Below are 20,798 nucleotides of genomic sequence, written 5' to 3'. Positions count from 1 at the left end.
ATCAGATCAGCCGCATGTTTCGCGTGTTCCGGCAGAGACACGGACTGGACGGAAAAATGCCGCCGCAGAACTGCGAACTTTTCCGTCCTCCCGCCGCCAAATCGGGCCAGATGCGGCTGTTCTGACGATCCGAACGAAGCCCCGTTCGCCCGCAGCGTTTCGTCGCTGACAAAAAAAGTCCTGCAATCGCACTGGGGCAACGGCCGCTACTCTGTCGGACCCCTGCAGCAGTGCTGTCACGGGAAAATGGTCGGATGGATAGCGACCGTCTCGGTTTGTGCGAACAATGTCGGCGCTGACCACCGAATAGCCGGGAGACGCCAGAATCCAGTCGATGCGAGCACCATCGGTTGTGCCTCTGAACCCGTTGAACGTGCCCTCTTCCGCTTCCGCGATCGGGTGCTTCTTTCGTCGTGTGTCGTCGAGCCGTTCTGAGGCAATCAGTTCGTTGTACGGCTCCGATTTCTCTGCGGTATTGAAGTCGCCGGTGATGATGACGGGCAATTCCGCGGGCTGCGATTCCACGAACTTGCGCAGCAGCTTCGCGGATTCCAGACGCGCGACCTGACCGATGTGGTCGAAGTGAGTGTTCAGGAAGAGCAATTCGGCGCCGTCCGAATTCTGCCGCAGCCGGACCCAGGTTGCGACGCGCGGCAGGGAAGAATCCCAGCTCTTGCTGAACTTCTCGTCCGGCGTTTCGCTGAGCCAGAACTGGCCGGAATCAACCAGTTCGAAGCGTTTGGTCCGGAACATCAGTCCGCACTGTTCGCCGTCCGGGTTGGACTCTCGCGACCAGCCGACGTAGGTGTGTTCGGGGAATTGCTGCTGCAGGAAGGAACCCTGAAACCGCAGCGTCTCCTGCGTTCCCAGCAGATCGGGGTCGAAGTCGCGGATGGTCTCCGCAACCAGGTCGTGGCGCTTGTCCCAGTGGTTTTCGCCGTCACGGGCTGATCCGTAGCGGATGTTGAAGCTCATGACGCGCAGCGGTTCCGCGGCGACGCCGTTTGAGTCCGCCAGCAGCGCCGCGCCGACTGCCAGCAACAGGACAGTAACGGGACGAAGTTTGCTCATGGTTTGGCTTTCCGGGTTTGAGTTCAGGACGCATCGCGGCGTTGCGGAGACAAATGGCTTCGGATCGAAGTCAGGCGGTCCGGCGGCAGAGGCAAGTTTCCCTCCGCCTGCGTCGACGATTTGCGCCAGGCAACTTATCATCCGCAGCCCGTCGCCGTCGACTCGAACGTCGCTTCGGCATGGCGACTCCACACAATAGCCGGAAAGAAGACTGACCGTATGGGATTGTTCGAAGGAAAAAAGGGACTGGTGCTGGGCATCGCCAACAACTTCTCCATTGCGTGGGCGATCACGGAGCGACTGCATCAGGAAGGCGCGGTCATGGGTTTCACGCATCTGCCGGACGGCGACCGGCCCAAAAATGAAAAGAAGGTTCGCAAGCTGGTCGATCCGATCGGGGCGAAGTTTGTCATGCCGTGCGATGTCTGCAACGACGATCACATCGCCGCCGTGATGGACGCCACCGCATCGGAATTCGGCAGGATTGACTTTCTTCTTCACAGCATCGCCTTTGCGCCGCCGGAAGATCTGACGGGACCGACGTATGCCTGCAGCCGAAAGGGCTTCAGCCTGGCGATGGAAATCAGTGCCTATAGCCTGCTGGCGGTGGCGGGTGCCGCGAAGAAGAAGGGCATCCTGAGCGACAGCGCCAGCATCCTGACTCTGTCGTACTTCGGCGGAGAGGAAGTGATTCCCGGATACAATCTGATGGGAATCTGCAAAGCCGCGCTGGAATGCGGCGTGCGGTATCTGGCCAGCGAACTCGGCCCGGACGGAACACGCGTCAACGCCATCAGCGCCGGGCCGGTCAAGACCGTCAGTGCTCAGGGAGTCGGCGACTTTGATCAGATGCTGGCGCTGTACGACCATATGTCGGCGATGCGTCGAAACATCACGGCGGACGAAGTCGGCAAGTCCGGGATGTTTCTGCTGAGCGATCTGGCCAGCGGGATCACTGCGGAAGTCATGCACGTGGACTGTGGATTCAGCAAGATGGGAGCACCTCCGGCGGACTTCGCCGATCAGCTTCGAAAGACCTCCGGATAGCAGTCCCGAACCATCGACAAAGCGCGGGCCACGCTGAGATACGGAACTCACGGAATCTTCACCAGGATTGACCTCCAACGTTCCACATTCGGAAGGCGCGTCGCGTTGCCCACCGTGACCAAAGTCGCAATTGCCGTGGTTGAATCGGCTGGACACGTGCTGGTCGGCACTCGCCCAAACGGCGTACCTCTGGCCGGAAAGGCGGAGTTCCCCGGCGGCAAATGTCAGCCGGACGAAACCACACGTTCGTGCGCCGTCCGCGAATGCCGTGAAGAAACCGGGCTGATGGTCATTCCGCGCGAACACCTGGTCACGACGACTCGCGAGTACGAACACGGCACCGTGGAACTCGACTTCTGGCGCTGTGCGCTGAGCCCCGATGTTGCGGACCTGTCAGCACCCGCTGAACCGTTTCGGTGGGTCCCGTTCAGCGACCTGCGGTACCTGGACTTTCCGGACGCCAATCGGAAGGTGCTGGATCTGCTGCTGGAACAATCGTCCCCGCGACCGGAGCCCGACGTTGAACTGTCGAGAATGATCGATCAACTGACCGGTGCCTTCCGAAACGCTCGCAGGCCGGAGCACTTCACTGACTACTCACACTGCGACGAATGCGCTCAGCACGACCGATTGCTGCAGTCGATCGATCGCGACGATCTGCGGTTGAAGCACGTTGGAAACCCCGGCTGGGATCCGATCACGTTTGTCAGCGACGACGCCTATCGTTATCTGCTGCCGGGGCTGGCGCGAGTCATGACGCGCAATCCGGAACAGTACTTTCAGGAATTCCTGCTGCATCTGCGCCCGGAACGATTCGCCGCGCTCTCCGGCGATGAGCGTAGGGCGGTTGTCGGGTTTCTCGAAGGCTATCGAAATCGGATGGCTCGGCAGATAACTGCTCAGCACGGCGAATGGGGCACTCTGTTTCCCAGGCCTCAGGCGGACAGCCCGCTGGCGGAAGTTGACGCCTGGCTGTCGAGATTCCGGTGTTTCGAAAAGGGTTGACAAATCGTGTCCCGCGAATTGGCGGATTCCTCAGTACGCACGGGCGTGATCATCGTCGACCACGGCTCACGCCGGCAAAGCAGCAATGACATGCTGCTGAAAGCGGCGGAAGCGTTTGCTGCTCAGTCGCCGTATTCGATTGTTGAGCCCGCTCATATGGAACTGGCGGAACCAGACATCGCCACCGCTTTCTCCAGATGTGTTGAACGAGGAGCCCACCGAGTCATCGTGTTCCCCTATTTCCTGTCGACCGGCAGGCACTGGAAGGAAGACATTCCGCGCATGGTCCGCGACGCCGCGCGAAACCATCCCGACACCGAATGGCTGGTGACCGCTCCCTTCGCGCTGCATCCTGATCTGCTGCAAATCATCAATGACCGCATCGAAGACTGTCTGCAGCGCGCTTTGGGCACAACGGTCGACGAACACTGCGACGCCTGTGAGGACGGTCAGCAGTGCCGGCTGTTCCGCAGCGCCGATTGACGCTGCGAAAGCTGCCCGGTTCAATGCGGACGGTTTCGATGCGGACGGTTTCGCCGATTCGTGGGTGCTGGCATTGAAGTAGTTTCAGAAGCCGGAGTAAGGACCGAACCTCACAGCCGCTGCCGTGTCAACACGTCGGTTGTCGCATCGCAGCTCCTAAAATGTCGCCGACGAATCGGGGGAGCGTGCGATCCGCTTGCCGCGAGTACGGCAAAAAGGTGCGCGGCCAATTCTGTCATCGTAAGCCCAAAGGGATCCTTCCACCTTGAGCCAGACTGTGCCTGATCATCCTGCCGGTCCGTTTGCTGCGGTTGATGAATATTCCGAATCGGACAAAGTTCGGCTCACCGATGCCATTCGCCAGGCGCCGGCCGCGCTGAGGAATGCGGTCGCGGGGCTCAGCAATTCGCAGCTCGACACGCCCTACCACAACTGGACGATTCGACAGATCACGCATCACCTGGCCGACAGCCACCTGCACAGCGTGATTCGTTTCAAGTGGGCTCTGACCGAAGACAACCCCACCATCAAGGCGTATGAGGAAGCCGATTGGGTGCAACTGGCCGACTGCCGATGCGGAGACGTCGGCCCGGCCCTGGAATTGCTGCACGGCCTGCACGCGAAGTGGGTTCAGATTTTGGAATCCATGACTGCCGACCAATACGCCAGGACGTTCCTGCATCCTCAGACGGGAGAAACCGTCAGCCTCTGGAAGGCACTGAACTACTACGCCTGGCATTCCCGGCACCACGCGGCACAGATCGTCTGGCTTTGTGAACACGGCGGCTGGAAGTGATGATCCTGCAGCGCCGCAGCGTGTTCCACACGGTGAACGCAGCGGCGAGCCAGTCTGTCACCGTGGTGGATTTGGGCACCGCACGGCGGACGACATGGACTTTGAAAAAACCGATCGCAACCGAGTCAGACGAATTCCCGATCGCGGCCACTATGATCGGGAGACCATCTACGGAATTCTGGATGCCGGCTTCCTGTGCCACGCCGGCTTTGTCGTGGACGGGCAGCCATTCGTCATTCCCACGCTGTACGGCAGGCGCGGCGACACGATCTATCTGCACGGATCGGCGGCCAGCCGCATGTTGAACTATCTGGCGGGAGGAGTTCCCGTGTGCCTGACGGTGACGCACGTCGACGGACTCGTGCTGGCTCGATCCGCGTTTCACCATTCGATGAATTTCCGGTCGGCCGTTCTGTACGGCACCGCTGTGGAAGTCACCGGCGACGAAAAGGTCCAGGGTCTGTTCGTGATTTCGGAACAGATCATCCGCGGTCGCTGGAGTGAAGTTCGCGAACCCGTCGAAAAGGAACTGAAGGCGACGTCGGTGCTGCGAATGAACGTCGACAGCGCCTCGGCGAAGGTCCGGACCGGTCCGCCGAATGATGATGAAGAAGACTACTCATTGCCGGTCTGGGCCGGTGTCGTTCCCATCGCTCAGACGTACGGTGCTGCGGAACCTGATGCCCGACTGGCCGACGGCATCGAACTTTCCCGCAGCATTCAGCAACTGACCGATCATCGCGGGCCCGGACGGAGCGGCGCGAATGAGTAGTCGCGGTATTGCCCGGCAACTTGCCACCGCAGCGTGCGACGCGGGAGCACCGCTGAGCTGGTTCGAGACACTGTACTCGCAGGCTGACGGCGACCACTCCACGGTCCCGTGGGCTGACATGTCGGTGAATCCCAATCTTGCCGACTGGCTCTCGACGCATGACTTCCCGACGCCGGGCGGATCGGCGCTGGTTGTGGGCTGCGGCCTGGGCGACGACGCTGAAGAACTGGCGCGACTCGGCCTGAAAGTCACCGCCTTCGATATCTCGCCGACGTGCATCGCGTGGTGCAAGCGACGCTTTCCCGACTCCGCTGTGCAGTATCTTCGGGCGGATCTGTTTGATGCTCCTGCCGCGTGGACGCGAGCGTTCGATTTCGTCTTCGAAGCCTACACACTTCAGGTGCTGCCGCCGGAGCTGCGGAAATCGGCCATCCGCCACATCGCGAATTTCGTGGGATCCGCGGGAACGCTGCTGGTCATCACCCGCGCGCGAGACGAAGCCGATGACCGCGGCCTGATGCCCTGGCCGCTGCTGCGGACGGAACTCGACCGGTTTGTCGAGCACGGACTGAAGGAGGAGCACGTCGAGGATTTCGTCGAAGCAGAAGACCCGCCCGTGCGCCGATTTCGCGCTGTTTACAAACGTCACGCATGACTTTGAGGAACTGATCTCATGAACGCTGATTCGTCAAACGCGTCCGCCCCTGATGAACGACTGCAGTCCGCGGAGTTTCCGCTCGCGTCGAAGTATCACCCGGACTGGGTGATCGCGAATTCAATGAGCGGATGCGCGACGCTGTGGCTGGCGGAATGGCTGCTTCCCGCCATGAAGCTGGAACCGGGCATGCGCGTCCTGGACCTTGGCTGCGGGCGAGCCGTCTCGTCGATCTTTCTGGCTCGGGAGTTTGGTGTCCAGGTGTGGGCAACGGATCTGTGGATCAACGCGTCGGAGAACATCCTTCGGATTCGAGACGCGGGGCTGGACGGGCAGGTCTTTCCACTGCACGTCGACGCCAGAGCACTGCCGTTCGCGGCCGGCTTCTTCGATGCGATCGTCTGCATCGATGCGTATCCGTATTTCGGAACGGACGATCTGTACCTGAACTACCTGGCCGGATTCGTGAAACCGGAGGGCCGAATTGGAATCGCGGGAGCCGGTCTGATGCAGGAATTCGAAGCCCTGCCCGCTGAATTCCGCGAGTCGTGGACTCAGGATCTGTGGGCTCTGCATTCCGCGGCGTGGTGGCGGCGTCACTGGGAACGAACGGGAATCGTCGACATCGAAGTGGCTGATTCCATGCCCGACGGCTGGAAGAAATGGCTCGACTGGCAGCAGACGACGCACCCGGAGAATTCGTCGGAAATCAACATGCTGCAAGCAGACGCGGGGCAGCGACTGGGCTGCGTGCGCGTCGTCGGTCGCCGCCGGGCCGACGTGACGCTCGAAGAATACTGTTCGCCCGATACGATGCGGTCGTTTCCGATCGACTACAAGCCGCTGCCGGTACTCCGCGGCGGTCCGCATCCACAGGAGCCACAGGGATCTCATGAGTGACAGACGCTGCCGCTGGGGAATTCTCAGCACCGCCGCAATCGCGAAGAAGAACTGGCATTCCATCGGCAATTCGGGCTATGGCCAGGTCGTTGCCGTCGCCAGCCGCTCCGTCGAAAAAGCTCAGGCGTTCATCGACGAATGCCAGCAGTCGGCACCAGCCGGTCACGCCGTTGACGCCGTCGGAAGTTATGAGGCGCTGCTCGAACGTAGCGACGTCGATGCGATCTACATTCCGCTTCCCACCGGCCTGCGAACCGAATGGGTCGTGAAAGCGGCGAACGCCGGCAAGCACGTGATGGTCGAAAAACCGTGCGGCGTCACTGCGGACGACGTTCAGAAAATGATCGACGCCTGCGACGCAAACAACGTGCAGTTCATGGACGGCGTGATGTTCATGCACAGCGCTCGGATGCAGGCGATGCGCGACGTTCTGGACGACGGTGAAAGCGTGGGAACGATCCGCCGCATCACCAGCCAGTTCAGTTTCTGCGCCGACGACGCGTGGGTCGGCAGCAATATCCGGGCCAGCAGCAATCTGGAACCGGCGGGCTGTTTGGGAGATCTCGGCTGGTACACGATCCGCTTTGCGTTGTGGGCGATGAAGTTCGAAATGCCCACGGAAGTGCGCGGACGAATTCTGTTCGGTGCTAAACGGCCGGACAGCCCGGAAGACGTGCCGATGGAATTCCAGGGTGAGCTGCATTTCGCAAACGGTGTCTCAGCGAGTTTCTTCAATTCGTTTCGAGCCAACCATCAGCAGTGGGCTCACGTCAGCGGAACGAAGGGCTATCTGAACGTCAGCGATTTCGTGCTGCCGTACTTCGGAAACACGGTCAGCTTCGAAGTAGCGAACCACAACTTTGTGGCGAACGGTTGTCACTTCGACATGGAACGCTACAGCCGTCAGGTCAGCGTAAACGAGTTCGCCAACAACAAACCGAACGCTCAGGAAACCGCCCTGTTCCGCAACTTCGCCGCCCTCGTACTAAGCGGCAAGCGTGACAGTTACTGGCCGGAAATCGCGTTGAAAACGCAGCAGGTTCTGGACGCCGCGCTGCGTTCGGCACGGAACGGCGGTGAGTCCGTGGTACCGTAGCGCAAGCTCGCCAGGCAGCCTGCGTCCGCACAATCCGTGTGCAAAATGTGATGGGTCCGGCTATAACCCGCCCATCTGACCGCTACCTGCACACGGATGACGACCTCATGTCGCAACAGAAGTACGCCACCGCACCTGTCGCCACGTCCGGCATGCCGAGAGGCATTCCGTACATCATCGGCAACGAAGCCGCCGAACGTTTCAGCTTCTACGGCATGGCTGTACTTTCTCGCGTTGCTGTTCATGACGAAGTATCTGCACTACATGACTCGACGCCGAAGTCGGGCTGAATGGCACGCCCGAGGCAAACGTCTACTATCTGGACAATTTCGTTTACCGCCCAGGTGGACGCTTCTCATCAACTCGGATCACTGCGTGTACCCGACATTGTCATCGCCAGATATCGCCGCACGACGGTTCATCAGAGTCTGTACGATCGTGTACTGTGCATCGGCCACAGGCCTGTTCAACCTGTTCTTCGCCGAATGGGTGGAGCCGGATTTCCTACTCCGATGACGTGCCTGCTGGTATGGGTTCCACATGCTGCGGCGGTTTCCTCAAGCCGTGCGTGTCGACAGCTCACGTGGGCGTATACCAGTTCGGCAAACAGAGCCTACACGCATCTGGTAATGACGCGCGTTTTTCGGCGGATTCTTTTTCATCAGCTTCGGATCGACCGGCGTGTTGGGACCGCTGACTCCGTCATCATCGGAGGCATTCTGGATGATGGTACGGCCCGCACTGCGTTTGGCATTCCTGCGGAAAATGCTGGTCGCGTTTATTGGCTGACGCTGTTGTTTTGGATGGGCAACGGATTTTTCAAGCCAAATATTATCCACGATGGCCATTGCCGGCGGATATCCGCAGGAAGTTCTTTCGCCGCGATGGTGAGACCTTCACGATTTTCTACATGGGCGTGAATCTCGGGCGGCGATGAGTCCCATGCTTTGCGGTTATTGCCATCTTCTGGTCCGTCTTCGAAACATACGGGTGTCATCTTGGGTTTTGGGCCGATGGCATGGACCTGCGTTTCAGAGGATGCTCACCTGGCTGCAGTGTTTGTCAGGTGGTGCCAATCCTGATTACGCAGTTACTGGTCGGCATGGGCGCGATGGCGGCATTCTCATTGCTGTATTTTCCTGATAACCTCGCGGCAATTCTCGTGAACACGTATTGTCGCCGTGTGTCTGATCGTTTCGGAGTTTCGCAAAATCATCGCATCAGCTTCTTTCTGACAGCCGCGGCAGTTTTGCCGTCCTGACATTGGCCAGGACCACCGAATGGAATCTTTCCGAGGACGAAACTCAATTGCTGTGATTGTTGCGTGTACTTGCATTGGTGCCGATTGTTGCGTTGTTCGTATCCTGCTTCTGACCAGCTGGTGAACTCATGAATTCCATCAGCCGGTGAAATTGGAATTCGCCTCGAAACGACGAACGCAGGCTCCGCTGACATGGAGTCGGTCAGCATAGCCATCTGTGGCCGTGTTCTCTGTATCGCTGGGAAATCAGTCTTCACCAGCACCGTCCGGCCTGCTTCTGACGGTGCGGAGTCCTGGCATTCGGCTTTCTAATTCTGCGAATCTTCACGTTCGGAACCATTGAACGAAGCAAAGTCGGCTGGTACAGTAGTGAGAAACGGATGATCGTCGGACCGTTTTCGATGCTGAAGACATCGTGGACTCTCGAACAATGGCGACGCCGAAGCAGGCTGGCGAAACAATTTCGCCGACCGCAATGTCGACCGGGTCACCGGACGTCAGTGGTCGCCGCTGACCCGTCGGATCAGATTCAGTTCGACACCGCCGACGCAGCGCTGATTCAACGAATACGATGAACATGGTCGCGATCGTGACTGCGATCTTTACCCAGACCGATGCCTGAACAATGCTGCGTGAATCTGCATCGGCGACGAAGGATACGAAAGCCGACTTCGAGATCGCCTGGACAGTTCACGAAGACAACATCGGAATGGGGATCGCCGAACGCAAACGCGAAATCGCAGCCAGTACATTTCAGGCGGCGAATCCCGCTCTCTGCATCGTGATTTGCAGCTGATCTTTACGGCCCTCTGGACATACCTCGCCGAACGCGGTCTGGAGCCTTCGACTCCCACGAAGTTCGCACTGGGCTGTTGCAGCTTGGCCTCGGCTTCGGAGCCATCTGCGTACGGAGCGACTCAGGCCGACGCCCGCGGCGACTGGTGTCACCGTTCTGGTGCTGCTTGGATACGCACTGCATACCACGGGAGAACTCTGCCTGTCGCCGGTCGGTCTGTCGATGATCACGCGTCTGTCACCAAAGGTTCTCGTCAGCACGCTGATGGGCGCCTGGTTCCTGGCGACCGCTTTTTCGCAGTATCTGGCCGCGATTATTTCTCAGTTTACCGGTGCCTCACATGGCGGCGGTGAGGAGTCGACGATTCCGCTGCCTTCGGAAAGCGTCAAGGTCTACGGCGATGTCTTCGGACATATCGCGATCGCTGCTCTGATCTGTGGCGGCGTCTGCCTGATGCTCGCGCCGCTGCTGAAACGATGGACGCACCCCGAGGCGCCGGAGTCGCTGTGATTGCAGCATGTCCGGTAGCGCCACAACAGGAGTTCGCGAATGTGTGTACGCGCTTTGTTCATCGCTCTCGTCACTGCCAATACGCAGTGCCTGGCTCAGGACGATTCGTTCCGGCCCGAGCGCTGTGAAGTTATCCCGCTTCCCGATCAGCAGGTGTCGCTGCGGGTTGACGGAGTCGAGAAGACGCGCTGGCATTTCGGTAAGCAGTATCCGCGTCCGTTTTTCTTTCCGTTCAACGGACCGTCCGGAACTTCGCTCACGCGGATGGGGCATCCCGGCGCGCCCGATCATGACCATCACCGGTCCGTGTGGTTCGCCTTCCACGACGTCAACGGATTCAGCTTCTGGGCCGACACGGCGGGAACGCAGGTGCGGCAGAAGCAGTGGTACCGATACCGTGACGGAGACACAGAAGCCGTGATGGCATCGGTCACCGGCTGGTACGATCCCGACGGAAACGAACTGATGGAACAGGACGTGATTGCGGCGATCATCCCGATGGCCGATGGCGAGCATGCCCTGGAGCTGCAGATCACGATGCGTCCGCCGGACGGTGCCGAAACAGTGGCACTCGGCAAGACGAACTTCGGATTTCTGGCGGTTCGCGTCGCGAAAACCATCTCAGCTCACTTCGGCGGCGGAGAACTGAAGAACAGCGAGGGACTGGTCGGCGAAGAAGCCATCTTCGGCAAGCGAGCTCGCTGGATGGACTATTCCGGGCCAATCACTGCGGGCAGCGGAACAGATCGCTCGGTTGTCACGGAAGGCATGACGTTCTTCGATCATCCAACGAATCCGCGATACCCGACGTTTTGGCACGTGCGGCAGGACGGCTGGATGGGAGCGGCCTTCTGTCTGGACACCGGTTACACGATCACAAACGAAGCACCACTGACGCTGCGATATCTGCTGCATGCTCACTCCGGAGCATACGATTCGGCCAAAGCTGAGCGTGTGCATCAGCAATTCGGCGGTCGGACGGCCTTTCGGCTGCGCCGCGCCGGGCCTGGTGAAAGCCACCTGCATTTTCAGGTCGAACGTCAGTAAAGTCAGCGGCAGTCACGCATTGCCGTGGCTGTCCGCCGGCAGCGACTGCTTCTGAAGCGAAATCTGCTTCTTCGCCGCCGCCGCGTCGCGGGCCATTTGCAATTGCCGCTCCGTTTGCCGTGACCGGCGGCGGAAGACCCGCTGCATTCGCATGGTCGTATTGATGCCGACGATCAGAGCCGTGCAGACGGAAAATGCCGCACCGAATGCCATCGCCCATCCCCACAACCCGTGGCGATTCGGGCTGCCGGACGCGGCAATGTCCAGCCGCCCGGTGAACAGCATCACGACGCCGAAGAAAAACACGACCAACAGCAGGCAGACAAAGAATCCCACCAGGCCGCCGGCGACCCAGGACTCCAGTCTTTGCGACGTCGACACATCACCTTCAATCGTGTCCGCCGACCTCGGTGAAACGCTGTAAGGATTGTCTGTCATCGCTGCCGCCTTTCAGGACGATTCCCAACACCGGTGGATTTGGCGATCGCGGTTGCATTGCCTGGCGCGCCCCGTACTCTGTCACGCTTTCATATTTCGCCCCATGTCGGAGTGCTTGTCAATGGACGCCAAACTGGTGTTGCTGCCCGGAGACGGGATCGGTCCGGAAATTGTCGCCGAAGCGAGGAAGGTTCTGGATGCAGTTGCCACACGTTTCGGCCACCGATTCGAAACGCCGGAACACCCGATCGGCGGCAATGCGATCGATGATTTCGGCGACCCGCTGCCACAGCCAACAATTGACGCCTGCCGCGCTTCGGACGGCATTCTGCTGGGAGCCGTCGGCGGTCCGAAGTGGGATGATCCGACGGCAAAGACCCGGCCGGAAGCCGGGCTGCTGAAGATTCGCCGCGAGCTGGGCCTGTTCGCCAATCTGCGGCCAATTCAGACGTTTGATGAACTCGTCGACGCGTCCCCGCTGCGCCGCGAAATCGTCTCCGGCACGGACATTCTGTTCTTCCGAGAACTGACCGGCGGCATTTATTTCGGCCCGTCCGGCCGCCGCCCGCACTCCAGCGGCGAAGAAGCGTTTAACGAGATGGTCTATTCAACCGGCGAAGTTGAACGCATCGTGCGACTCGCGGCGCAGGCGGCTCGGCAACGACGCGGGAAGCTGACATCGGTCGACAAAGCCAACGTGCTGGAAGTGTCGCGGCTGTGGCGGCAGGTGGCCGCGAGGGTCATGAAAGACGAGTTCCCGGACGTGAAGTACGATGTCGTGCTGGTCGACGCGATGGCAATGCATCTGATTTCGCGGCCGAAGGATTTCGACGTTGTGGTCACGGGCAATATGTTCGGCGATATCCTCACCGACGAAGCTTCGATGCTGCCGGGTTCGCTCGGGCTGCTGCCGTCGGCGTCCATTGGCAGTGACGGGCCGGGACTGTATGAACCGATTCACGGTTCTGCTCCGGACATCGCCGGCAAGGGCATCGCTAATCCGCTGGCCACCATTCTGGCGACGGCCATGCTGCTGCGTCATTCACTGAACCTGAACGATGAAGCCGCAGCCATCGAAACAGCCGTCGCCGCGACGCTGAAATCCGGCCACCGCACGAAGGACATCGCGTCCGGAGGCCCGTCCGTTTCAACTCGCGAAATGGGCGACCTGGTGACGAAGGCCCTTGCCGGTTAGTCCCGCTGTGCCTCGTTCCGAAGGCTCCTGCAGGGCAACGAACCTCGCGTGCGACGAGGCTATGCGGCTTTGCGAAGGAATTCGGACGTCGCCGGCATTTCCTGTTCGGCACTGATCTGCGGCTGAGGAAATGTCAGCAGGTTCAAAGCGAATTCTTCCATCTGCAGCTTGTTGCTGTAGACCGGGTCGCGCCAGTCGCCGATCCGGCCGGAGCGGACAGCTTCGACCATTTCCCGCACGCCCTCCGACACGTCCACGCTGGCTCGGAAGCCGAGCGTCGAACGGATCTTTTCGAAGGAAACCCGGTAGCTTCGCGGGTCGCTGTCGTCGCACGATTCGTGAACGATCGTCCCCGGAACGTGCTGAGCGACCATCTGACCGAGTTCGCTGATGGTGTAGTTCTGACTTTCGTCGCCGACATTAAAGATCTCGCAACCGACCAGATGCAGCGGCGATTCCAGCATCAGTTGGCACGCGCGAGCCATGTCTCGAACATGCACGAACGGCCGTGAATAATGGCCGTTGAAGACGGAGATTTCGCCTTCCGCCACAGCCCTGGCACTAAACAGGTTGGCCACGAGATCGAATCGCGGGCGGGACGACAGGCCATAGGCCGTTCCGAACCGCAGAATCGTCGGCTGGAAGACGTCGTCGGCTGTTTCCAGCAGTGCCTTTTCAGCGTCGATCTTGGTTGTGGCATACAGCGACACGGGATTCAGAACTCCGCCTTCGCTGATCACGCCCTGATCGCTGGCGTCGCCATAGACACTGCACGTGGACGCAAAGACAAAGCGACTGATGCCGTTCGCGCGGGCCATTTGAGCCATCATCCGGGCCGCCTGGTAGTTGACGGCGATCGTTGTGTTCTTGTCGATTGCGCAGGCCGGATCTCCGACAATCGCAGCCAGATGAATCACGGCATCCATTCCCCGCAGCGCCTTGACGACATGTTCGACGTTGCGGAAGTCACCCTTCATGACCTCCAGCCGCCGGTGGCCCAGCAGATCCTCCAGCGGCTTCAGGCCAAACATCTGCAGGTCAAGAACACGCACACGGTATCCCGATTTCAGCAACTGCCGCACCAGCTCGGAACCCACGTATCCGGCTCCGCCGACGACCAGGACATCTTCCACGTGGCTCGTGCCGGCCGCCGCCACTCGCGGCACGAATCGAAAATACGAAGAGAGCGAAATCCGCGACACGCGAGTCAGCGCGATGGCCCCAAACAACAACGCCCAGGCGATGAAGGCAAGCTGGAACGGCTGCAGATCGCGGCGCAGCAACAGGATCCCAAAGGCAATGTGCAGAGCGGCTCCTGCGGCGCACGCCTTCGCGACAGCCGCCAGCCGCTCACCAACGCGGCTGCTGGGACGAGGTCGATAGAAGCCCGTCAGGCACAGCAGCACTACGGCGGTGGCTCCGAACCAGACCGCGTTCATCAGGTACACCGAATTGACGCGACCCACGATGGAACCCACCGGGTCAGCGGACGAAAAGCTTCCGTTGGCCACCAGTCGCAGCAGACAGGACGCCACCAGCACGATGTTGGCGATCGCGAAATCCGCCGCAAATCGCGTTAGCAGGTATTTCCACGACGCGGCCCCGAACAGTCGAAAACGAACGGAAGTCAATGAGAAAGCGTCAACCGCTGAGGACGTCTGCGTTTGCACAGGGAATTCCTTTCCTCTCGGGGAATGGCGTCCGGCGACGACACAACCGGCGTACCCGGCCGCGCGTGTTCGCGCGTCACGGGCGTTTGGGTTTGCCGTGCGGAAAGCAGAGAGGTCGAGAAAAAGTGACGGGCGAGTGAGAAAGGGGAGACAGCCGCCGGAGAAAGGCGACGTGGCGCGAGGTTACTCGGTCCGGTGAAATTCAGGCAGACCAGATTCCCGGCAACTTGAGCTTTTCTGCCCGACATCGGAAGCTTCGCCGGCACCGATCGCCGGTCTGTCGGCAGATTCTGCCGCCGAAACTGCCGACGGTCGTCTTCAGGCGAGAAACGGCGGCTCCTGGGGAAAGTTGCGGAGTTTCGGCACGCGTAGTGCTGCGTCAGGCAGAAATCGATGGGTCGTGTGCCGCTGGCTGTGCCAGTCTGCTTCAGAATGGTTGCCACTGGCCGTGCCAGTGCTCTCCTGTGCCCAGCACTGGCACAGCCAGTGGCACACCGAGAACCAGCCAGATGGTGGCACATGTCGATTCGATGGACAAGGCAGTAGGTTCCGGGGGCTCCGACGAACACCGCCGCGATCGTCCCGCAGCGACGAACGGCTACCGGTTCCGCGTTCAGCGTCGCCGCCTTCCGGCCGACGCCCTTTGATTCCCCGCTCCGGGCCGTAAAATGCGGTCTTCCCGTTCAAACTCCCTGACCTTCAGGACGCTGATTCATGGCCATCGACACTTCCGCCTCCGAAACCACCGTGTTAAGCGCCGTACCGGATTCACGAGGCCGGTTCGGCGAATTCGGACGCTCGGTACGTTCCCGAAACGCTGATGTACGCTCTGGACGAACTGACAGAAGCGTACGATGACGCGAAGCGCGACCCTGAATTTGGTCGTCGGCTGGACGATCTGCTGAAGCACTACGTCGGACGGCCCAACCCTCTGTACTTCGCCGAGCGTCTGACGGAAGCCTGCGGCGGTGCCAGGATCTTCTTTAAACGGGAAGACCTGAACCTGACCGGCGCTCACAAGATCAATAACACAATCGGCCAGGCTTTGCTGACGATGCGGATGGGCAAGAAGCGCATCATCGCGGAAACCGGCGCTGGTCAGCACGGAGTCGCGACCGCCACGGCCTGCGCCAGGTTCGGTTTTCCGTGCGTGGTCTACATGGGGGAGGAAGACGTTCGCCGGCAAAAGCTGAACGTCTTCAACATGCGAACGATGGGAGCCGAAGTGCGGCCGGTCACCACCGGTTCGCGGACTCTGCGAGACGCCATCAACGAAGCCATGCGCGACTGGATGGCGTCCGTCCGCGACACGCACTACATCATCGGCAGCGTTGTCGGGCCACATCCGTTTCCGATGATGGTGCGAGATTTTCAGTCGGTGATCGGTCGCGAAGCCCGCGAACAATCGCTGGAAATGATCGGTCGACTTCCGGACGAAGTTGTGGCCTGCGTGGGAGGCGGCTCGAACTCGGCCGGCATGTTCTATCCGTTTATCGACGACGACGTCGCCCTGACCGGTGTCGAAGCCGGCGGCCGCGGTTCGAAACTCGGTGATCACGCCAGTACTCTGACGTACGGAAAGCCGGGAATCCTGCACGGCAGTTACAGCTACGTCCTGCAGAATGACGACGGACAGACGTCGGACGTTCATTCCATTTCGGCGGGCCTGGACTATCCGGGAGTCGGGCCGGAACACAGCTACTGGAAGGATACCGGCCGCGTCAATTACGTCAGCGCCACCGACGACGAAGCGCTGGCCGCGTTTCAGAAGATGGCCCGCATGGAAGGCATCCTGCCGGCCATCGAAACCTCGCACGCGATCGCGTACGCCATGAAGGCGGCGACAAAGCGGGACAAAGACGACGTCATCGTTGTCTGCCTGTCCGGCCGCGGAGACAAAGACGTCAACGAAGTCGCCAGACTGAGCGGGCAGGAAATGTAGCTTCGGCTTCCCCGGACGCAGCCGCGACACACACACGGACAACTCATGACGCAACAGGATTCACACACCGAGGAACGCCTGGTCCGCATTGAAACGGCGCTGGCTCATCTGCAGCACGACGTTGAAGAACTGAATCAGACGCTGACACGATACTTCGCGCGGCTGAACGAATTCGACAAGCGCTTCGCGCGGATTGAACACGAACTGGAAACTCTGCACGAAGCGCCCGAGCAGCGCGATGCCGAAGACGAAAAGCCTCCGCACTACTGATGATGCTTCCCCGCTACGATGTCACGAAATCCTGGCAATGGAATCTGGACAACGCTCCCGATGCGCTGCCTGCCGACCGGCTTCCCTCCGTCGTCGCTGTTTCGGGAGACTGGACGTGGTGCGGTCTTCCCGTGGAATCGCCGCTGGGAATTCCCGCCGGACCGCTGCTGAACGGTCGCTGGCTGCTGTACTACGCATCGCTGGGGTTCGACATTCTGGTCTACAAGACCGTGCGCAGCTCGGCGCGCGAATGCTATCCGCTGCCAAATCTGGTGCCGGTGAAGACAGGGCCGCTGCTGCAAAGCGGTGAGATTCTTCCGGAGTTCTGGTGGATGAGCGGAAGCTGGGCCGTGTCGTTCGGCATGCCGTCCCAGCCGCCGGATGACTGGCGCAACGATGTGCAACAAACCCGGCAGAACCTTCCCGCGGGAAAAGTGCTGGTCGTGTCCGTCGTGGGAACTCAGGACGTTTCCCTCACCGATCCCGGAGAATCGCTGACACAGCTTGCGGACGACTTTGCCCAATGTGCGGCGTGGGCCGTCGACGCGGGTGCTCATGGAGTCGAAGCGAACTTTTCGTGCCCGAACGTTTCCACCGCCGACGGCCAGCTCTTCCAGCAGCCAGCCGATGCCGCATTCGTCGCGGAACACATTCGCAAAGCAATCGGACGCGTGCCGCTGGTCATCAAGATTGGCAAGGTCGCAACGAAGAAAGACGCCGAAGTCCTGGTCGAATCGCTGAGTCCCTGGATCGATGGTCTGGCGATGACGAATTCGATCGCCGCGCGAGTCCGCGGCAAGGACGATTCGCTGCTGTTCGACGGCCAGCCGCGCGGCATCTGCGGCGACGCGACTCGTGTCGCGTCGATCGAACAGACTCGGATGTTCTCGCGAATCGTCACCGAACGCGGCCTGCCGCTGCATCTGATCGGCGTCGGCGGCATCTCGACCGCTCAGCACGTTCACGATTACCTGGCAGCCGGCGCGTCATCGGTGGCGCTGGCGACAGCACCGATGGTGGATCCGCTGATCGGCGTTCGAATCCGCGAAGCGATGTGAGAAACCAGGTCGGTTGATCACGCAAAACCGCAAAAGGTGATCCGCGGCGGCTTTCGAATCCAAAAAGAAAGCGACGGGCACCGGCTGGCGTCCGTCGCTTTCGTGAATCAGATCCTGCCACAATCGGCATCGACGTGTGCCGCTACGGCAGAGCCACCGTTTTCAGGCTTTGGGCTCCGGCGTCATTCTGAACCAGAATCACCGCGTGATCGGAGTTCAGCTTGTCCATCTGCACCACGCCCTGCATGGCTTCGACAGTGTCATAGGTTTGACCGGCAGTGCCGCCGCCGCTGACAGGCTCTGTCAGTCCCGGGTTCTTGCTCAGTCCCGCCGTCGTGATCTTCATGACGCCGCGAGCACTGTTACTGAGCAACAGAAACTCCCTGCCGTTCTTCTCGTAGGTAATCATGTCCAGGGGCTGGTTGCGATTTCCAAGTTCTGCGACGGTGGTGCCCTTCACCTTGTCGGAGGATTTTTCGAGTTCAGACAACGGGATCTTCACAAGCGGTGTGCAGACATAAGCTGCCAGAAGGCTGGGTTCACCGTCGATCATCATCGGAACGAACGTTCGAACGGCGGCGTAGTCTTCGTCGCGACCATGAGCGGCGTGGAAGATTTCAACGCTGGTGCCGTGATCGGAATCAGCAAACGGAAAGTTCAGTTCACGAACCGTCGATGGAGCTTCGCGAGTGCTCAGTCCGGAGATCAGCACCTTTCCTTCAAACCATGCCAGATCGGTAATTGCATCACCGCGGTTGTTGCGGCGCCGGCGGCCTTCGCCGACTTCCTTGTCTTCCGGAGCATCAGAAAGACCGGCTTTCGCAAACCGGACTTCTTCCAGAGATAGCTTCGTAATCTTTCCGGCTCCGTCGATCTGAATGATCGCCGGTTGGTCATCTGCGGTCACGGCGGCGAACACGTTTCCCGTTGCCGGGTTCACCGCGATATCGTTGACCGTTGCACTGCCGGCTCCCAGCACATCGGCCACCTTCTTCGGCAGGTTTTCAATGTTGATGCTGGCGGCTGATGCATCGCCCTGCGTGTTTCCCGTCGCGACGGCAAATACCGCCGCGGATTTCGTGTCGCCAACGAAAAGGATGTCCTCCGGGCCAAACGCCAGCCTGTCGGCCGACTTCAGATCGGGTGTGCCCCGTTCCAGGCCCCACGGATCGGCCGCTCTGGCCAGGCCGCCGGATACCATCATCGCGATCGCGAGAATCATTGCTGTTCGTCTCATGACTTGTGTCTCCTGGGTTTCGGAAGTGCAGGCTGGTCCGCAATCCCTGAAGATGACGAAACTCAACCGAATACTCAACTGTGCGAGCCGCGGATTCTGAAACGACGTGTGCCGCTGCAGGGTTGCCGAATTCCTGACACGCCCTCGGTGAGCGTGGTCCCGGCCGTCGCAGCACCGCGTCACACAAAGCGCACTTCAGAGCTCCGGCAGTTTGGCGATTGGCAGATTAGCATTGACCAACGCAGAGCGAAAATTGTTTCACCCTCCCGTTTCAACGGGCGGGTCGCCGAACGCATGCCGTTCAGGCGTTCGATCGCGGGGAGGGCGACACACAGGGAACTCCCGTTGCGCGGAGGCCCTCCCCTCGTTTGCTCGCCTGCACGGCGATCAAACTTCGACCCTCCCGTTTCAACGGGAGGGTATGTCTTCATCGGCCGCCGGACTCATCACTCCGAAGGCAGATCGTGCAAGCTCCGTTCGCTGAACCGCAGACAGCCAACACGAAGACAATAAGGAACTCCATTGAAGTAATCCGGCGCCGGAACAGGGTGCCTGCTGTTTCGCACACTGCCGGATGGCCGATCGGATAGGCGGAGCCTTCCTGGCAGTGCGTTCCAGGGTGGAACCCCGGAACGAGTTGAAGAGCGGAACCCTGGAACGGGAAGAATCGTTGGTGTTCGATTATCGTTCGTCCGTCGTTCCCGAATTCAACTTCATGCAGTCACTGCGATGACTCGTACGCTAAACGTCCACTTGTTGCCGGCTATGTTCGAACCGGAAGCGCTGAGGGACGGTATCGCCGTCGTGATCGACGTTCTGCGCGCGTCGACCACGATGACGCTCGCGCTGCAAAACGGCGCGGCCGGCATCATTCCCTGCGGCAGCATTGAAGAAGCGAACTCCGCGTTCGAAAGATCGCCGGACACAGTTCTGCGGGGTGGCGAACGCGGCGGAGTCAAAATCGACGGCTTCGAACTCAGCAACTCGCCCGACGACTATTCACCAAACGTCGTCGACGGCAGAACGATTGCGTTCACAACCACCAACGGCACCCGAGCACTGCTGCGATGCGGGATCGCCGAACGAATTCTCGTCGGATCGTTCGTGAACCTCTCCGGCGTCGTCAATGAGTTGGCCGGATGTTGCAACCCGATCCACCTGGTCTGCGCCGGGACGAATGGTGCCGTGACGAACGAAGACGTGTTGTTTGCCGGATGCATCGTGCAGCGGCTGACCGGCTGCGTGGACATTCCGGACGTTGACGAATCGCGGTGGGAACTTTCGGATTCTTCGCTGCTGGCGCTTTGCGCGTGGCTGCAGATGACTCGCGAAATGACGCTGCCGGAAGCGCTTCTTCGCAGTAAGGGGGCCAGAAACCTGATGGCGCTGGGCTACGACAGGGATATCCAGACCGCGGGAATGATCGACCTGTGCAGCATCGTCGGCATCTTTGACGGCAACACAAAAAGAATCACCGCATCACCAGCCGCCGCGCGAGAGTCGGGATGATACTACGGCGGCCGAATCGCCGATCGTTCTCCGGTCCCGG

Annotated in this window: 22 protein-coding genes; 17 read left to right on the top strand and 5 right to left on the bottom strand. The window is 60.3% G+C overall.

The features are described from left to right. Positions 1 to 6 precede the first annotated feature (6 nt). Positions 7 to 1,071, bottom strand: coding sequence for an endonuclease/exonuclease/phosphatase family protein (locus R3C19_11715; protein ID MEZ6061021.1), 1,065 nt, complete (start codon positions 1,069 to 1,071; stop codon positions 7 to 9). 219 nt (positions 1,072 to 1,290) lie between these two features. Here R3C19_11715 and R3C19_11710 point away from each other — a divergent pair, with 219 nt between their 5' ends. The 9 genes from R3C19_11710 to R3C19_11670 all read left to right on the top strand — a co-directional run bounded on the left by R3C19_11710 (position 1,291) and on the right by R3C19_11670 (position 8,115). Beyond that, the gene (locus tag R3C19_11710) at positions 1,291 to 2,118 is read left to right on the top strand and encodes an enoyl-ACP reductase (GenBank protein MEZ6061020.1); all 828 of its coding nucleotides are present in this window, start codon (positions 1,291 to 1,293) and stop codon (positions 2,116 to 2,118) included. A gap of 114 nt (positions 2,119 to 2,232) precedes the next feature. Then, on the top strand, positions 2,233 to 3,123 hold the full coding sequence (locus R3C19_11705) for an NUDIX domain-containing protein (GenBank protein ID MEZ6061019.1): 891 nt from the start codon (positions 2,233 to 2,235) through the stop codon (positions 3,121 to 3,123). Between the two features lie 6 nt (positions 3,124 to 3,129). Beyond that, a complete protein-coding gene (locus R3C19_11700; GenBank protein MEZ6061018.1) occupies positions 3,130 to 3,606 on the top strand; it encodes a CbiX/SirB N-terminal domain-containing protein in 477 nt (158 codons plus the stop codon). A 277-nt stretch (positions 3,607 to 3,883) separates the two neighbouring features. After that, positions 3,884 to 4,402, top strand: coding sequence for a putative metal-dependent hydrolase (locus tag R3C19_11695; protein ID MEZ6061017.1), 519 nt, complete (start codon positions 3,884 to 3,886; stop codon positions 4,400 to 4,402). A 94-nt stretch (positions 4,403 to 4,496) separates the two neighbouring features. Beyond that, on the top strand, positions 4,497 to 5,174 hold the full coding sequence (locus R3C19_11690) for a pyridoxamine 5'-phosphate oxidase family protein (GenBank protein ID MEZ6061016.1): 678 nt from the start codon (positions 4,497 to 4,499) through the stop codon (positions 5,172 to 5,174). Continuing rightward, complete coding sequence (locus R3C19_11685) at positions 5,167 to 5,829, top strand: class I SAM-dependent methyltransferase (GenBank protein ID MEZ6061015.1); 663 nt, start codon at positions 5,167 to 5,169, stop codon at positions 5,827 to 5,829. The genes R3C19_11690 and R3C19_11685 overlap by 8 nt, the downstream gene beginning before the upstream one ends. Before the next feature lie 18 nt (positions 5,830 to 5,847). Continuing rightward, positions 5,848 to 6,729 (top strand): methyltransferase domain-containing protein, encoded by an 882-nt coding sequence (locus R3C19_11680; protein MEZ6061014.1) that lies wholly within the window; start codon positions 5,848 to 5,850, stop codon positions 6,727 to 6,729. After that, positions 6,722 to 7,825 (top strand): Gfo/Idh/MocA family oxidoreductase, encoded by a 1,104-nt coding sequence (locus R3C19_11675; GenBank protein ID MEZ6061013.1) that lies wholly within the window; start codon positions 6,722 to 6,724, stop codon positions 7,823 to 7,825. The genes R3C19_11680 and R3C19_11675 overlap by 8 nt, the downstream gene beginning before the upstream one ends. A gap of 107 nt (positions 7,826 to 7,932) precedes the next feature. Beyond that, a complete protein-coding gene (locus R3C19_11670) occupies positions 7,933 to 8,115 on the top strand; it encodes a hypothetical protein (GenBank protein ID MEZ6061012.1) in 183 nt (60 codons plus the stop codon). Positions 8,116 to 8,382: 267 nt separating this feature from the next. Here R3C19_11670 and R3C19_11665 read toward each other — a convergent pair whose 3' ends face one another. Further along, on the bottom strand, positions 8,383 to 8,673 hold the full coding sequence (locus tag R3C19_11665; GenBank protein ID MEZ6061011.1) for a hypothetical protein: 291 nt from the start codon (positions 8,671 to 8,673) through the stop codon (positions 8,383 to 8,385). 1,038 nt (positions 8,674 to 9,711) lie between these two features. Here R3C19_11665 and R3C19_11660 point away from each other — a divergent pair. From R3C19_11660 to R3C19_11650, 3 genes are all read left to right on the top strand, one after another. Next, positions 9,712 to 9,882, top strand: coding sequence for a hypothetical protein (locus R3C19_11660; GenBank protein MEZ6061010.1), 171 nt, complete (start codon positions 9,712 to 9,714; stop codon positions 9,880 to 9,882). Positions 9,883 to 10,041: 159 nt separating this feature from the next. Beyond that, the gene (locus R3C19_11655; GenBank protein ID MEZ6061009.1) at positions 10,042 to 10,392 is read left to right on the top strand and encodes a hypothetical protein; all 351 of its coding nucleotides are present in this window, start codon (positions 10,042 to 10,044) and stop codon (positions 10,390 to 10,392) included. 39 nt (positions 10,393 to 10,431) lie between these two features. Next, positions 10,432 to 11,439, top strand: a complete 1,008-nt coding sequence (locus R3C19_11650; GenBank protein ID MEZ6061008.1) for a PmoA family protein — start codon at positions 10,432 to 10,434, stop codon at positions 11,437 to 11,439. Between the two features lie 12 nt (positions 11,440 to 11,451). Here R3C19_11650 and R3C19_11645 read toward each other — a convergent pair whose 3' ends face one another. After that, the gene (locus tag R3C19_11645; GenBank protein ID MEZ6061007.1) at positions 11,452 to 11,877 is read right to left on the bottom strand and encodes a hypothetical protein; all 426 of its coding nucleotides are present in this window, start codon (positions 11,875 to 11,877) and stop codon (positions 11,452 to 11,454) included. Between the two features lie 121 nt (positions 11,878 to 11,998). Between R3C19_11645 and leuB the strand changes: the two genes are divergently transcribed. Continuing rightward, the gene (gene leuB / locus R3C19_11640) at positions 11,999 to 13,072 is read left to right on the top strand and encodes a 3-isopropylmalate dehydrogenase (GenBank protein ID MEZ6061006.1); all 1,074 of its coding nucleotides are present in this window, start codon (positions 11,999 to 12,001) and stop codon (positions 13,070 to 13,072) included. 59 nt (positions 13,073 to 13,131) lie between these two features. On the opposite strand, the gene R3C19_11635 is transcribed toward leuB, so the two are convergent. After that, a complete protein-coding gene (locus R3C19_11635; GenBank protein ID MEZ6061005.1) occupies positions 13,132 to 14,742 on the bottom strand; it encodes an NAD(P)-dependent oxidoreductase in 1,611 nt (536 codons plus the stop codon). An 820-nt stretch (positions 14,743 to 15,562) separates the two neighbouring features. Between R3C19_11635 and trpB the strand changes: the two genes are divergently transcribed. From trpB to R3C19_11620, 3 genes are read left to right on the top strand one after another with little or no spacing between them, the layout of a single operon-like run. Beyond that, on the top strand, positions 15,563 to 16,684 hold the full coding sequence (trpB, locus tag R3C19_11630; GenBank protein MEZ6061004.1) for a tryptophan synthase subunit beta: 1,122 nt from the start codon (positions 15,563 to 15,565) through the stop codon (positions 16,682 to 16,684). Between the two features lie 45 nt (positions 16,685 to 16,729). Beyond that, positions 16,730 to 16,954, top strand: coding sequence for a SlyX family protein (locus tag R3C19_11625; protein MEZ6061003.1), 225 nt, complete (start codon positions 16,730 to 16,732; stop codon positions 16,952 to 16,954). Next, positions 16,954 to 18,012, top strand: coding sequence for a hypothetical protein (locus R3C19_11620; GenBank protein ID MEZ6061002.1), 1,059 nt, complete (start codon positions 16,954 to 16,956; stop codon positions 18,010 to 18,012). The genes R3C19_11625 and R3C19_11620 overlap by 1 nt, the downstream gene beginning before the upstream one ends. 142 nt (positions 18,013 to 18,154) lie before the next feature. Here R3C19_11620 and R3C19_11615 read toward each other — a convergent pair whose 3' ends face one another. Then, positions 18,155 to 19,249 carry a hypothetical protein gene (locus R3C19_11615; protein ID MEZ6061001.1) on the bottom strand — a complete coding sequence of 365 codons (1,095 nt, stop codon included), beginning with the start codon at positions 19,247 to 19,249 and terminating at the stop codon, positions 18,155 to 18,157. 729 nt (positions 19,250 to 19,978) lie between these two features. Here R3C19_11615 and R3C19_11610 point away from each other — a divergent pair. After that, the gene (locus R3C19_11610; GenBank protein MEZ6061000.1) at positions 19,979 to 20,758 is read left to right on the top strand and encodes a 2-phosphosulfolactate phosphatase; all 780 of its coding nucleotides are present in this window, start codon (positions 19,979 to 19,981) and stop codon (positions 20,756 to 20,758) included. The last annotated feature ends 40 nt before the right edge of the window (positions 20,759 to 20,798 follow it).

Source organism: Planctomycetaceae bacterium (genome assembly GCA_041398785.1).
In the GTDB taxonomy this organism is placed as follows: domain Bacteria; phylum Planctomycetota; class Planctomycetia; order Planctomycetales; family Planctomycetaceae; genus JAWKUA01.
The sequence above is the reverse complement of the archived record's forward strand: the minus strand, read 5'-3'. Positions and strand labels throughout refer to the sequence as shown.

Bases quoted from the DNA above. Each gene is read 5' to 3' on its own strand.
- R3C19_11665 (MEZ6061011.1), bottom strand. From the start codon at position 8,673: ATGGCCATCGTGGATAATATTTGGCTTGAAAAATCCGTTGCCCATCCA.
- R3C19_11690 (MEZ6061016.1), top strand. From the start codon at position 4,497: ATGGACTTTGAAAAAACCGATCGCAACCGAGTCAGACGAATTCCCGAT.
- R3C19_11615 (MEZ6061001.1), bottom strand. From the start codon at position 19,249: ATGAGACGAACAGCAATGATTCTCGCGATCGCGATGATGGTATCCGGC.
- R3C19_11660 (MEZ6061010.1), top strand. From the start codon at position 9,712: ATGCTGCGTGAATCTGCATCGGCGACGAAGGATACGAAAGCCGACTTC.
- R3C19_11685 (MEZ6061015.1), top strand. From the start codon at position 5,167: ATGAGTAGTCGCGGTATTGCCCGGCAACTTGCCACCGCAGCGTGCGAC.
- trpB (MEZ6061004.1), top strand. From the start codon at position 15,563: ATGTACGCTCTGGACGAACTGACAGAAGCGTACGATGACGCGAAGCGC.
- R3C19_11710 (MEZ6061020.1), top strand. From the start codon at position 1,291: ATGGGATTGTTCGAAGGAAAAAAGGGACTGGTGCTGGGCATCGCCAAC.
- R3C19_11620 (MEZ6061002.1), top strand. From the start codon at position 16,954: ATGATGCTTCCCCGCTACGATGTCACGAAATCCTGGCAATGGAATCTG.
- R3C19_11625 (MEZ6061003.1), top strand. From the start codon at position 16,730: ATGACGCAACAGGATTCACACACCGAGGAACGCCTGGTCCGCATTGAA.
- R3C19_11680 (MEZ6061014.1), top strand. From the start codon at position 5,848: ATGAACGCTGATTCGTCAAACGCGTCCGCCCCTGATGAACGACTGCAG.
- leuB (MEZ6061006.1), top strand. From the start codon at position 11,999: ATGGACGCCAAACTGGTGTTGCTGCCCGGAGACGGGATCGGTCCGGAA.
- R3C19_11670 (MEZ6061012.1), top strand. From the start codon at position 7,933: ATGTCGCAACAGAAGTACGCCACCGCACCTGTCGCCACGTCCGGCATG.
- R3C19_11610 (MEZ6061000.1), top strand. From the start codon at position 19,979: ATGACTCGTACGCTAAACGTCCACTTGTTGCCGGCTATGTTCGAACCG.
- R3C19_11715 (MEZ6061021.1), bottom strand. From the start codon at position 1,071: ATGAGCAAACTTCGTCCCGTTACTGTCCTGTTGCTGGCAGTCGGCGCG.
- R3C19_11645 (MEZ6061007.1), bottom strand. From the start codon at position 11,877: ATGACAGACAATCCTTACAGCGTTTCACCGAGGTCGGCGGACACGATT.
- R3C19_11650 (MEZ6061008.1), top strand. From the start codon at position 10,432: ATGTGTGTACGCGCTTTGTTCATCGCTCTCGTCACTGCCAATACGCAG.
- R3C19_11675 (MEZ6061013.1), top strand. From the start codon at position 6,722: ATGAGTGACAGACGCTGCCGCTGGGGAATTCTCAGCACCGCCGCAATC.